Genomic DNA, 13,043 nt, shown 5'->3' with positions numbered 1-13,043 from the left:
ACCGTGGCATATACCGTATTACCTTCCGCCACTTCCAGAGTTTGAGCATTGTTCGGAAAATTGCGGTCCCATGCCCAACCCATTATCACGGCGCAATCCGCATATTCCAGTTTTCCCTCGTACGCATTCAAAGGACAATTAAGTATTTTCAGCGAGCCAAGCACCGTTGTTGTGCCCTTAATCCGGATACCCAACTGATGCGACTTGCCGTCCTTCAACGTTCCGGGGGTGTTTATCCTGAAACCGTAATTGCCCGTACCTATCCCCTGCGTTTTCAGGCTCTCCTGGTAAAGATTTGCAACTACGGTCGCGTGGACTACATCCCCTTCCACCAATTCAACGGTAAGCGCATTATACTTATAGTTCCTGTCCCAAGCCCAACCCTGGATTACATTACAGTCCGTGTACTCCAGATTACCCTGATAGCTGGGTAAGGGGCATAACAAATTTTTAGGAGATCCATTTAGGACATAGCCTATGCCCTTGACCCTGGCCAAAATACTGTGGGTCTTGCCATCTTTCAATTGCTGCGGGAATACCGCGTCAAAACCGTAGTTACCCGTCCCAATGCCGGCTGTTTTCAGGTTCTCCCTGTAATTTTTGGCAATCAGAGTGGCAATGACCGTTGTACCATCCAAAAGCTCTACAGTCTGATTGACATCAGGATTGTTTTTGTCCCAGGCCCATCCGCTGGCAGCATAGCAGTCAATTTTTTCAAATGCTCCTCCATATGTGCAAGTTATTGATTTGGGAGATCCGCTTAGCAGATATGTACTATTCTGGACCCTGACACTCAATTGATGTGCAGTTCCATCTCCCATGTAGGACTGAGGCACCAGCATAGTAAATCCATAATTACCGGTTCCCGTACCCGCGTTCTTGAGATCCTCCCGGAACTGATTGGCCGTTGTCGTAGCCAAAACGGTCTGCCCATCCAATAGCTCGACGGTGAGACTGGTAGCAGGGTAGTTTTTGTCCCAAACCCAGCCTTTGATTTGTTCACAACTGACAACTTCGAGTGTGCCGGCATAACTGGACGGCAGAGAAGCAGAAGTTGATTTTGCGAGCGTAAAAGCTTGGTAGTTATCCGGCACAATTGTGACCGCGGAAGTGATAGAGCCTACGCCCAAAGAACTCGCCACTCCGGTTACGGACACTTCATCCACTTTGGAGTTGATATTTTCCCATCGGGCAGTGGCCGAGTTCCAGCCGGCAATGGTCAGCATCGACAGGTCACCGCCGGTTAGGTCGGCGATACCACTCGCGATGTTCCAAGTCAAAGTCAGCCTGGTGGGATTGATCCCGTTGACATCCCAATATTCGATGGCAGCAACAGCGCTCAGGGACGAAGCCCTGCTCGACACGCTGAATGGCGCCCCCTGCGGGAGCGTTGCAGCGCCCGGGTTTGACCCGAAATATGCTCCTAAGACCTCGTTGCCCTCAGCCGCAAATGGCCGGTAACGGCCATTCTGCCCTACCGGAAAAACAAATTTGCTGGCACCATATTTCTTTACGTAGCCATCCACATGGTGGTTATCGCTAATGTTGGTAACTTTTGACGATTCCGAAAAGCTGACAGCCGCCAGGGGTGTACGATCGGTGACGACGATCCCGGTTTGCGCATTGGCCAACCAGATGTTGCAGCAAAAGAATATGCAATGCAACAGGACAATTTTGTAGTTGTTCTTCATCATGGTTTCATCCAGTTACATTGATAGTGTAGTCACCCAGAAACTTCAATTCACCGCCCGTTTCCACTTTTACGCTCTTTGCGGTAGCAGTCGGCCCGACATCGATTTTGTGCCCTTTTACAACCCTTACGACATCTTTTGCCGTAGGGACACGGCCCGAGGACCAAACCTCAGGGTTATGCCATGCGCCGGAAGACATACTCCATACCACTTCTGAAAAAAGTGACGTAGTTGGGAAATTCCTGTATAGGATTTGGTCTGTTTTTGATCTGTCTGTACCAAACCAATCGTTCAACACATCGCTATAGACACGCCGGAAATCGATTTGCATTTTTATATCGCGGTTGACAGCGCCCGGTGCGGGATTTACAGGCAAAAGGCCGTTCACCAGGTCGGGGTTCGTTCCGACCAGTTGCCTTTTAATACCGGTTCCAAACACAAACATGGGAGCCCCTACCCCGTGGTCGGTACCTTTTGAAGCATTGGATGTGGCCCTGCGGCCGAAATCGGAGAATGTCATTCCCAAGACGTTGGTTTCCGTGGCCTGGAGTTTCAGATCATTCTGGAAAGCCGCAATCGCATCGGATAGCTTTTTTAGTAATTGCGCATGAATACCCTCGGTGCTGCTGGTTCCCACCTGCCCGGAATGGGTATCGAAACCTCCAAGTTCCACGTAGTAGATCTTGGATTTCAGACCGCCGTGTATGAGCCGAGCCACAATTTTCAATTGGTCTGCCAGCTCATTTTTCGCTGCCGCGTCGGGATATACCGCCAGGTTCTTGCCTGCATCGGCCGCCCTCTTGATCTCGGCGGCATAATCCACGGCGAAAGTCTGCTTTTGGCGGATAAATTTGAGCAAATCGCCAGCATCACAGCAGGGCACCGGCCATTCCTGGGCAGCGGTGCTCTCTCCAATCAATTGGTAAAACGAAGCAGGATCCTGGATCGTCACCCCCATTCCCTGGCCGCCTCCAACGAGAGTAGTCGTATTTATCTGGCCTATTTGGATAGCCAGCGGGTCTTCCATCTCAGCATTGGGATAATTATCCGGATACCCTGGAAATCGGTCGTTGAGATACCTCCCGGCCCACCCGGATGACGCGTATTGCGTGGATTCCACTGCCGTCATCCAGATATCGGTGGACCGGTAATGGGATAAATCGGGATTCGGATAGGATACGGAATTGATAATGGCCAGCTTCCCCTCATCATAAAGCGCTCTCATGCCCGTCATGGCCGGATGGAAGCCTGTCTGCGGGTTCCCCGACAGTTTCAGCACGCTACTTTCCGGGATAGCGATGTTGGTACGCAGTGCATTATACTGCGAATAATATTCTAGTGGAATCACCGTATTCAATCCGTCGTTGCCCCCGGCTAGATATATAATCACAAGAACCCGGTCCCCATTAAGCGCGGCGGTCTGCCTTAATGATCGGACAAGAGCCGAGCCCTTCGCCAATGACTTAATGCCAAAACCGTCCAGCACAACCGGCGCCACCAGAGCAGTCGCAGCGGTAATAAAATCTCGCCTTTTCATAGAATTTTAAAATAATTGGTATTCAGCCATTCTCAGCAGGTATTTCAAAAGCGTCCGGCACCGCCACAGGATGATATTCTGCCTGTTTACGTCTGTCGGCAAGGACCTGTATGCGTCCCATTCCCGCACCCATGTGGTCCTCGCAGCGCTTTTCATCATCATAATGGAATCTATCAGAAAGTCCTTCTGAGCTTGCGGTAGCTCAAATACAAACAGGTTCTTGGTAAGCTCAGCCAGTACCTGCTCGCACGTGATTCCCGGGGTGCCGGACACATCCGAAAAATTAGGTTGTATTTGTTTCAGCCTTGCCAGCAAATCGACTCCCAAAATGTAGCCCGGTTTAATTTCCAGATAGGGATACACGAAGAAATCCGTCCTGACACCACGCTGCCCGATTGTGGTTTCATTGATCCAGTTCTTCGAAAAGCCTGTTTGATAGTAAGGTAGAGACCCGAAAACCGAGGGTTGATTGAGCAAGTTGAGTTGCAAGGCGTTCATGCCACTGCTCAGGAAAGACATCATTCTTTGAAATGCAACATAGTCGGTCGTGTAATCGGGCACAGGCTGGCTGAATAATCGGACGCTTCCGATCAGTAACTCAGCCGGAGATTTGACAATAGCGCCTATATTTCTGCTATCATAAAAGATGTTGGACGTAAGCAACTTCTTCACCACCGGAGCAATGGCAAAATTGTTGGAACTACCCGCAAAAAAAGTCGCCAGAGGTTTGATTACCTGATCCTCTATTTCAGCCGTCACATTAGGGTTGATATACCAGCGATACAATTCCCGGCAGATAAACTTAGGCGATTCTGGGTGGTTCAGCAGCATCGTTATCAAATCACGGAGTTCCAGGTCGCCTGCATCGGCACCCGATCTTCCGGTGATGATGGTATTGTTGTACTTCTCCGAAAACACCTTATTGGTGATGTCGTGTCTTGTGGGATTAAAAATGGTACCGAAATCGGTTGATCCGGCCTTTCGAAGGTTTGTCGCCTGCCACCCTGTGAGGACCTGAGCGGCGGCTTTCACATCCTGCTCCGTATAGTTGTAGGCCCCATTAACGTCCTTCTGCCCCACCGTGAAAAGCTCCTGTAATTCCCTTGCGTAATTTTCGTTGGGCAGTTCCTTGGAGTTTTCGTTACCATTCTGAAATATGAGCATACCGGGATCTTTACTCATACCAATGGCCATTTCCTTGAAACTACCAAGGGCGTTCGATCTGAGGAATGTTAGGTAGCGGTACATAAACCGATAGTCGTCCACCGCGGCAAAAGTGACGACAAAATGATTTTGCCAAAAGGCTGTAAGCTTTTCCAGTATCGATGAGCGGCCATTTTGCTCGGCCATCAGACCAATCCACCAGTATTTGATATAATTGAAATACGAAAGCGCCAGAGTCGCATCAAACGGCTTCCCCAAAAAAGGCTGCCCCGCATCGCTGCGAGTAGCGTCCATCTCCACCGGAGGCGGGGGGGTTGCGCGGTAGGCGGCATTGCTGATCAGGATATCAACTGCTTGCGTGGGTGTTTTGCCGGTAAAGTCGACTATTTCCTGCTGGGTGGGGCCAAAAGTAGCCCTTCTCAGCAGATGCGCGGCTGTCGCTGCCGTCAAAGGCGTGGTATAAGTATCCAGGTATGCCATGATTGTGGCTTAATGGTTACAAAAGCGTGAAAAACTTTAAGGAAATATCTCCGACTTGTTGAAGTTCCGGTGCGGAGGCGGTTCTGACGGGGACAAGATGTCTGTCCATTACGGTCAATCGCCATAAGGAAATACTTGCCTGTTTCGTCGTGATTAAAATAGTCTATTGAACTGATAGCGCTCAACTGGACGCCATTGCGCCCGAAATTAGAATATAAAATTGGGGAGGATTACTATCCCGGATCTGGATTGGATAGTCTTTACATATCTTCTCTCTAGTTGGTACAACATCACTTCCTAACACAGCACAAAATTAACCAATTGCAGAATATTTATCAAAGTATTTCGACAAATTTTTTCGAGATATTTTCATTAACCGTCCAACATCTGCTAATCCAACCGTAAGACTTCGCGCATTCGTAAAAACTCGGTAGGATACGAAGCCTGGATAGTTATCCTTTCTTTTGAATAGGGATGCACAAATTCCAACTCCACCGCATGCAGCATCATTTGCATCATGCCCAGATGCTCCTTGAAATACCGGTTTTGCTTGTTGCAGCCGTGAGGGCGGTCGCCGATGATCGGGTGCAGGATGTGCGCCATATGCTTGCGGAGTTGGTGCATTCTTCCAGTAGCCGGATTTAGTTTCACAAGCGAGTAGCGGGATGTAGGGTGTTTTCCGACGACGAACGGCACTTCGCTGCGCATTAAAGTTTCGAAATAGGTCACAGCATCCTGCGACACGCCGTCGTCTCGTTTTAGAGGGTAGTCGATCGTTCCGGCGTCGGGGGTATAGCCTCTTACGATGGCATGATAGGTCTTACCTATCTCGCCGTCCATGAATTTACGCTGCATTTCACTGTTGGTGACTTCGTCCAAGGCAAATAGCAGCACGCCGGAGGTTTTGCGGTCCAGGCGGTGGACGGGGTATACTTTCTGTCCTAACTGATCACGAAGGAGTTGTACAGCGAAGACATCGGCATCGCTGGCGATAGGCGACCTGTGCACAAGCAGGCCGTTGGGCTTGTTGATAGCTACCAGGTGCTCGCACTGAAATAAAATTTCTAACGGATCCATTCTGAAATGTAAAAGCGGGGAATTTTATCCCAAACGAGGCGGTCAATGTGTCGAAAGTAGCCCACGACTAGATTAGCGGTTCGGCGGTTTGTATTCCCGCTTAGTATTGGCTTAATGGGAGTCGGAGTTCTTTCTGGAGTGCCGGATGCGGAAACGTATCACCCCCCACAATACCAGGTACAATATTCCGAGCAGCATACCGATCTCCATCGCAAACACCCATGCGGTGCGGTCCAGCAGACTTGCGAAAAGGTTATTGATAATGGCCCCTGGCTCGTGAATAATGTCCCAGCTGTTCATCCGGCGCACGCGGCCGAGATACACGCCAAAGCCTGCCAGCGGAAGGCTTAACAGCAACAACGTGTTGGCAGGCTTCCTGTCGAACACCCTGCGCCAGGAGCGGTGGATCCAATAAAGCGATACCAGACCATTAAAGAGGCTTACTTCCGCGTAGGAAAACAACATAATGATGTCGTGCCAGGTCAAATCCCGCTGGTAATCCACGGTCAGGTGGGCCAGGTCGGTAATCATGTAGGGCGCATTCGGGAAGAAAGAGAGCCAGGCAATGCTGAGAATCCCTAAAACAAACGGAATGTGTCCGAAACGTTTGGTAAGGTTATCTGCCATGAAGGCGATAATGAGCGGTATCCAGCTCAGAAACAGATTCCAATCGAGCGAAAAATCAACCGGGGAGTTGAAAAGGATGCGGACAAGGTGGAAAAATACCGCAAGCAGGCTCAGAAGCAAAAGCAGCAGCAGCGAAAACAAGCCTTCCATCGTGATGATGGGAGGATCGGATACGCTGAATTTATAATTCCTTATCCAATCTATCAAACGGTCCAAGTGTACGTAATTTAAGTTCTTTCATGACGAATAAGCAAGACAAACAAATGCTCACGTCTGACCAACTCTGATCAAGAGGCCTGTGCCTCAGTGGGGTTTACGATTTTCGGCTGATCCTTTTTAGGTCTCCTCCGCTTGTTCCTGCGCTTGGGCTTACCGCCCGCGGTCGGTGTACCGGCCGTTGCCCCATCAGCTGCCAAGGTGGCGGGTTCTGCGCTGGCGGTATTCTCGGGTTTCGCTTCGCGGTGTGGTTTCCTCGCAGCTGGCGCTCCAGAGCCGGCTTTTTTCTTATTCTTCCTATTGTTGCTGTTACGCCCTCCGGTACGAAAACGTGGCGGCTCGAATACAGGAGCTTCTCCCAATCCCAGCTCTGCGGTGACGGACTTTTTCTCCAACTCCTTTTCAAAAAGCCTTTCGATCTTCAATACATATTTCTGATCGTGCTCATTGATAAACGTCATCGCTGTGCCTTTTGATTCGGCGCGTGCTGTACGCCCTATACGGTGCACGTAATCCTCGGGGTCGCGGGGAACGTCGTAGTTCACAACATGGCTGAGATTATCAATATCTATGCCGCGGGATAATACGTCGGTTGCAACCAGGATAGGGAACTGCCGGTTTTTAAAATCACGCAGTACGATTTCTCTCTCCCCCTGCTCCGAATCCGACGAAATGCCATGGGCACCCAGTCCCAATTTACGCAGTGCGCGTACGATCGGCTCGACGTTGGATTTGCGGGAGGTGAAAAGTACCATACTGATATTTTCAACGCCTTTCAGCAAATGCCTCAGCAACGGCAGCTTCTGCTCGTCTTTGGCCAGGTAAAACTGCTGGTCAATCCGATCAGCCGGGCGGGAAACCGCCAGCCTGATCTCCTCGGGATCTTTCAGAATGCGTTTGGCCAGATCACCGATCTTCGGCGGCATAGTGGCCGAAAACATCAATGTTTGCCGCTCATTGGGCAGGTAGCTCATGATTTTCAGGATATCACCCAGAAAACCCATATCTAGCATACGGTCGGCCTCGTCGAGGACCAGATGCCGCAGGTCGCGGAAATGAACGTAGCCCAGCTGCAAATGCGCGATGAGCCGGCCGGGCGTAGCAATAATAATATCTGCACCCTGGGTTAATGCTTTTTTCTGCTGGTCCCATTCGGGGCCCTTGTTGCCGCCATACACGGCAATACTGGTAGCACCCACAAAATATCCCAAACCCTGGATTTGCTGGTCGATTTGTACCGCAAGCTCACGGGTAGGAACCAGAATCAGTGCTCCGGTATGCGCATTGGCCTCGTGGGCGACTTTGTCGAGAATGGGAATTAGGTACGCGGCGGTTTTGCCGGTTCCCGTTTGAGCGCAGGCAAGCAGATCCTTGCCGCTGAGAATGTGTGGTATAGCCTGCTCCTGGATAGGCGTCGCCTGTTGGTAGTTCATGGAATCCACGGCGTTCAGAACGTCTTCGTGGAGTTCAAATTCGTTGAAATTCAAAATTCAGCTTTTAATATCCGTAAATTCGTTGATTTCCAGATGTGTTATACATATAGCTGACCTTGATTTTCCCAGTCAGCAAACCGCTCGATTTGAACAAATATAACCAATAAGTGCTAAAACGACAAGAAAGGTGCGAAACCACCGTGTAAAAGATTCACTACACGGCGGCCTCACACCTTCCAAAAATAATATGGTTTTCAGACGTTGACTGCCGTTAGATTGCTGGCTTCTTCGGGCGTGTAAAGTCTTGATCGGGTGATAAAACGTACACCCAGCGGTATCTCTAATGAGAAACTCGCGCCCCTACCAGGCACAACATCGATCGTCAGCTGTGTATGCTGCCAGTATTCGAACTGGTCGCGGCTCATAAAAAATTCACAGCCCGCTATTTCCCCCAACAGCACATCACTTTCCGACACGCGGAACTCCCCTTTTTGAAAACACATCGGCTGCGAGCCATCACAACATCCCCCACTCTGATGAAACATCAGCTCTCCATGTAACTCCCGAAGCTGATCGGCAACCTTCTCAGCTTCGGGAGTAATCAGAACGCGCTCGGTCATAACATCCTCAGAAAAATCCCAGCTTGTTCTTGTCGTACGAAATCAACATGTTCTTAGTCTGTCGGTAATAGCCCAGCATCATCTTGTGGTTTTCCCGGCCGAAACCCGATTTTTTGTAACCACCGAACGGAGCGTGGGCGGGATAGGCGTGGTAGTTGTTCACCCACACCCTACCCGCCAGAATCGCCCGTGGTACCTGGTAAAGCTCGTGCGCGTCGCGCGTCCATACGCCCGCGCCCAACCCATATAATGTATCATTCGCTATGGCGATCGCCTCCTCGGTGGTTTTGAACGTGGTTACGCACACCACCGGACCAAATATCTCTTCCTGGAAAATCCGCATTTTATTATGGCCCTTAAAAATCGTAGGCTGAATGTAATAGCCGCCCGAAATGCCATTCTCAAATGTCTGCGCATCGCCGCCTGTGAGCACTTCCGCGCCTTCTTCCTTGCCTATTTTCAGGTAAGACAAAATCTTCTCGTACTGATCGTTCGAAGCCTGCGCACCCATCATCGTGGTACCGTCTAGCGGGTGGCCCATTTTGATCGCCTTCGTTCGCTGGATGACCCTTTCAATGAATTTGTCATATATACTCTCATGCACCAGCATCCGTGACGGGCAGGTACAAACCTCACCCTGGTTCAATGCAAACAGCACCGCACCTTCGATGGCTTTGTCCAGGAAGGCATCATCCTCATCCATCACCGATGGAAAGAAAATATTCGGTGATTTACCGCCCAGCTCCATCGTTACCGGCACGAGGTTATCGGAAGCGTACTGCATAATAAGCCGCCCGGTAGTGGTTTCACCCGTAAATGCAACCTTGGCCACGCGCGGTGACGATGCGAGCGGTTTACCGGCCTCGACGCCAAAGCCAGTAACGATATTGAGCACGCCCGCAGGCAAAATATCCCCGATCAGCTCCATGAGTATCATAATAGAAGTGGGCGTCTGCTCGGCAGGCTTCACCACCACACAGTTGCCCGCAGCCAGCGCAGGCGCGATTTTCCAGGTAGCCATCAGAAGCGGGAAGTTCCACGGGATAATCTGCGCCACCACGCCCAGCGGCTCGTGCAGGTTAATGCAAACCGTATTTTCGTCATGCTCGGAAACACTGCCTTCCTCGGCGCGGATCACGCCGGCAAAGTAGCGGAAATGGTCAACGCAAAGCGGGAGATCGGCGGCGCGGGTTTCGCGGATGGCTTTTCCGTTATCGATGGTTTCAACGATTGCTAGGTATTCGAGGTTGTCTTCTATCACCTGCGCAATTTTCAGCAACAGGTTACTGCGGTTGGTAGCCGAAGTTTTGCTCCAAGCGGGAAATGCAGCATGCGCCGCATCGAGTGCCGTCTCGACGTCCTCTTTGGTCGAACGGGCGGCTTTGGTGAACACCTGCCCGTCAATAGGTGAAATATTTTCGAAGTACTCGCCTTTGGCCGGCGCTACAAACCGGCCGTTGATATAGTTATCATATTTATCTTTAAAATCAGGCCGTTTAGCCAGATTTTCACTGCTGTACGTCTTGCCCTCAACTGCCTTGTTTTCGATGATCGTATCCATGATTAAAGGTTATTTTTAGAAATGATTGATAATACAAACCTAACCTCACCAGGCGTTATTCATTGGTACGATCGTGTCAAGTGTTAGGATAATTATCTCATTTTTTCGAAAAAGAGTTATATTTAAATGGATTAGTGGGAGGAGGGAGGAAAGGCGGCCGGCGTGGGATGGATTGTCACTTGTAGTCAGGCATAGTCGCAGATAGCCATCGATAGTCAGGTACCGTTACGAGTTTGGGTTGATATTGAGGTTTAAAACAAAGGAAAACAATGGCGGCAGGTTTCAGATTGGATCAGGTGGCGGTTTCCGGGGAGAAATCGTTGAAGACATTGGTGGAGAACCGCAGGGCATTCACGCTCGAAAACTGCGAACTGAATTTGTTCGAAACTTTGCAGCCATCGGCACTCGTGCCGCTTACGTTCCCCGATTTCGTAGTGACAAGCATGCTGCGGGGCAAAAAAGTGATGCATCTGTTCGACCAGCCGGGCTTTGACTACCTACCCGGCGAAACGGTGCTGGTTCCTGCGAATGTGACGATGAAAATCGATTTTCCAGAAGCCCAGCGTGACAACCCTACCCAATGCATTGCCCTGGCGATCGATCAAATGAAAATTCAGCAGATCGTCGACCGCCTTAGCGAGATGTATCCGCGCGAGGGCCGGCAGCAGTTCTGGTCGTTGCAGCACAGCCAGTACCATTTCCTGAACAACATTGAACTCGCCCAGACCCTAAACAAGCTCATTAAAATCTGCTCGGGTTCCGCATTGGGTAAAGACATTCTCGCAGATCTTACTTTGCAGGAGCTCATTGTACATATTATCCAGACGCAGCACCTTGCCGCCACTGACGATGCCTCCTATCTGCACGAGGACAACCCGCTGGCCTTTGTCGTGAATTATATCAAAGCCAATATCAACGAAAAGATCCAGGTAGAAGACCTCAGCGAGAAGGCATGCATGAGCCGCGCTTCATTCTACCGCGCATTCAAGCGCGAGTTCAGCATCAGCCCGCTGGATTTCATATTAAGGGAAAAGATCAAAAAAGCCAAGCAGCTTCTGTCGCATACCAAGGACAGCATTTCCGACATCTGCTACCAGCTCGGTTTCTCCGATTTGAATTACTTCGGACGACAGTTCCGCAAATCAGAGGGCATTTCGCCGAGTCAATACCGGAATGTCACAAATCGCGACGAATGACGCTCCGGTCAAGTGTAGTCATGTACTGTCATTTATCGTCATTAGTAGTCAAGTGTTGTCAAATATTGTCAGGAATAGTCATGTATTGAGGAAAACAATACCTGACCACAAATGACCATTCATGACAATACCTGACTACTAATGACCACGCTTGACATTCCAGACAACACCTGGCACTTCTTTACACAATACGTCCAGTTTTAAGGCGGTCGGTCATCATAATGGAGCGGTCAATCCTTACCTGGATCGATTTGGCGCTGGCGATATAGTGGATAATAGCCCGCTGGTTAACGGGTTTGGCGTTTTCAAACAGCCGCTTTGCTTCTTCATCCTGCGCCAGCAGTTCCTGCAATTCCTCAGGCATATCCCGGCCATATTCACTGTCGTCTTTGCGGACGGTGGCGTATAGTTTTTGACTTAACACCAGCTTACCTTGCTGGCGAAGGGGTGTGGCGACATTAATATAAAAGCCTCCCCCACCCTTTGGACGGATCGCGCACTGGAAATGCACCTGGCCGTTGATCACGCAGCGCACACGGGCAGGCTTGCGCCCTTCGACGAACTGCACGGCCACCTCGTCGGGTACCATCATATAAAATTCGCCTCCCTTTTTGGGGAGGCGTTCCAATATCGATTCGAAATGAACTTCTTCTTCCATCGGAAGCAATGCGGTTATTCGGTTAGTGGTCTTACCTGAATGTCTTTATAGTACACCACACTCTTGGGATCATGTGCCTGCAATGCAAATGTACCTTGTTTCAGGAATCTGTTTTTCATCTCACCCTCGCGTTTATCAACGCCGGTTTCTTCGTAGTCGACCACCACCTTGTCGTTGATTTTAATGGTAATGTGCTTGCCCTCCACTTTGATGTACTCGGTGTACCATTCATTATCTTTCACGTAGGTATCCTTCACGTCGATCACATTGTAAAGGCTACCAGTGCGTTTGTAATCGGTATGCGACTGGTTGACCTGCACTTCGTAGCCTATCGCCGGCCAGCCATCTTCCTGGTAAGTAGTATGGATGAAAATACCAGAGTTCGAGCCCGGCGTGGTCTTCACTTGCGCCCTAAATTCGAAGTTTTTGAACATATGGTTTTTAACAGGACCTTCATAGAAGAGGTGTGCCCGTGGCCCGGCCACTTTAATGGTACCGTCCTCGATCGTAAAAGAGCTCGCGTTCGCTCCGATTTTCCAACCGGTGAAGTCCTTTCCATTGAACAGGCTGATCCAGCCGTCCTGTGCGTGTGCAGAAATTCCAAGGGCAATGCTCAGCAAAACGGCGTTGCAAAAAACATGCATTAGTCTTTTCATAAAATTCCGGTTTGGTAGTTCAAAAAGGTTGGTTTATCAAAATCGGTCAACGTGTAACTAAACCGCAAACTCCTAAAAACTACTGCTCCTTCATACAAAGTTTACCGACCGGAAGGCAACCTTCGAT

At 50.0% G+C, this 13,043-nt stretch carries 10 protein-coding genes and 1 pseudogene; 1 reads left to right on the top strand and 10 read right to left on the bottom strand.

Annotated features, from left to right (window positions below; translation table 11 throughout):
* The 8 genes and pseudogenes from J2Y43_RS31900 to J2Y43_RS31865 all read right to left on the bottom strand — a co-directional run.
* Nucleotides 1-1,694: pseudogene (locus J2Y43_RS31900) on the bottom strand (T9SS C-terminal target domain-containing protein); the annotation flags it as partial.
* 4 nt (nt 1,695-1,698) lie between these two features.
* Complete coding sequence (locus J2Y43_RS31895) at nt 1,699-3,228, bottom strand: DUF1501 domain-containing protein (protein ID WP_309992423.1); 1,530 nt, start codon at nt 3,226-3,228, stop codon at nt 1,699-1,701.
* 6 nt (nt 3,229-3,234) lie between these two features.
* On the bottom strand, nt 3,235-4,872 hold the full coding sequence (locus J2Y43_RS31890; protein ID WP_309992418.1) for a DUF1800 family protein: 1,638 nt from the start codon (nt 4,870-4,872) through the stop codon (nt 3,235-3,237).
* 390 nt (nt 4,873-5,262) lie between these two features.
* Complete coding sequence (locus J2Y43_RS31885) at nt 5,263-5,949, bottom strand: pseudouridine synthase (RefSeq protein WP_309992415.1); 687 nt, start codon at nt 5,947-5,949, stop codon at nt 5,263-5,265.
* Between the two features lie 111 nt (nt 5,950-6,060).
* On the bottom strand, nt 6,061-6,792 hold the full coding sequence (locus J2Y43_RS31880; RefSeq protein WP_309992413.1) for a DUF1361 domain-containing protein: 732 nt from the start codon (nt 6,790-6,792) through the stop codon (nt 6,061-6,063).
* Nucleotides 6,793-6,863: 71 nt separating this feature from the next.
* Entirely contained in the window at nt 6,864-8,279 is a 1,416-nt protein-coding gene (locus tag J2Y43_RS31875) for a DEAD/DEAH box helicase (RefSeq protein WP_309992410.1), read from the bottom strand.
* Between the two features lie 200 nt (nt 8,280-8,479).
* The gene (locus J2Y43_RS31870) at nt 8,480-8,845 is read right to left on the bottom strand and encodes a DUF779 domain-containing protein (protein WP_309992406.1); all 366 of its coding nucleotides are present in this window, start codon (nt 8,843-8,845) and stop codon (nt 8,480-8,482) included.
* Nucleotides 8,846-8,852: 7 nt separating this feature from the next.
* On the bottom strand, nt 8,853-10,406 hold the full coding sequence (locus J2Y43_RS31865; protein ID WP_309992403.1) for an aldehyde dehydrogenase family protein: 1,554 nt from the start codon (nt 10,404-10,406) through the stop codon (nt 8,853-8,855).
* A 269-nt stretch (nt 10,407-10,675) separates the two neighbouring features.
* Between J2Y43_RS31865 and J2Y43_RS31860 the strand changes: the two genes are divergently transcribed.
* Nucleotides 10,676-11,602 carry an AraC family transcriptional regulator gene (locus tag J2Y43_RS31860; RefSeq protein ID WP_223400523.1) on the top strand — a complete coding sequence of 309 codons (927 nt, stop codon included), beginning with the start codon at nt 10,676-10,678 and terminating at the stop codon, nt 11,600-11,602.
* Between the two features lie 181 nt (nt 11,603-11,783).
* Here the strand turns inward: J2Y43_RS31860 and J2Y43_RS31855 are convergent, their stop codons facing one another.
* A complete protein-coding gene (locus J2Y43_RS31855) occupies nt 11,784-12,260 on the bottom strand; it encodes a YdeI/OmpD-associated family protein (RefSeq protein WP_309992399.1) in 477 nt (158 codons plus the stop codon).
* 14 nt (nt 12,261-12,274) lie between these two features.
* The gene (locus tag J2Y43_RS31850) at nt 12,275-12,916 is read right to left on the bottom strand and encodes a DUF1080 domain-containing protein (protein ID WP_309992396.1); all 642 of its coding nucleotides are present in this window, start codon (nt 12,914-12,916) and stop codon (nt 12,275-12,277) included.
* Between the last annotated feature and the right edge of the window lie 127 nt (nt 12,917-13,043).

It is taken from the genome of Dyadobacter sp. BE31 (assembly GCF_031457695.1).
Taxonomy (GTDB): Bacteria; Bacteroidota; Bacteroidia; order Cytophagales; family Spirosomataceae; genus Dyadobacter.
Note: the sequence above shows the minus strand (reverse complement) of the source record. Positions and strands in the feature narration are given on the sequence as shown.

Coding starts and splice junctions, on each gene's coding strand:
- J2Y43_RS31855 (WP_309992399.1), bottom strand. CDS start 12,260: ATGGAAGAAGAAGTTCATTTCGAATCGATATTGGAACGCCTCCCCAAA.
- J2Y43_RS31885 (WP_309992415.1), bottom strand. CDS start 5,949: ATGGATCCGTTAGAAATTTTATTTCAGTGCGAGCACCTGGTAGCTATC.
- J2Y43_RS31850 (WP_309992396.1), bottom strand. CDS start 12,916: ATGAAAAGACTAATGCATGTTTTTTGCAACGCCGTTTTGCTGAGCATT.
- J2Y43_RS31865 (WP_309992403.1), bottom strand. CDS start 10,406: ATGGATACGATCATCGAAAACAAGGCAGTTGAGGGCAAGACGTACAGC.
- J2Y43_RS31890 (WP_309992418.1), bottom strand. CDS start 4,872: ATGGCATACCTGGATACTTATACCACGCCTTTGACGGCAGCGACAGCC.
- J2Y43_RS31870 (WP_309992406.1), bottom strand. CDS start 8,845: ATGACCGAGCGCGTTCTGATTACTCCCGAAGCTGAGAAGGTTGCCGAT.
- J2Y43_RS31895 (WP_309992423.1), bottom strand. CDS start 3,228: ATGAAAAGGCGAGATTTTATTACCGCTGCGACTGCTCTGGTGGCGCCG.
- J2Y43_RS31860 (WP_223400523.1), top strand. CDS start 10,676: ATGGCGGCAGGTTTCAGATTGGATCAGGTGGCGGTTTCCGGGGAGAAA.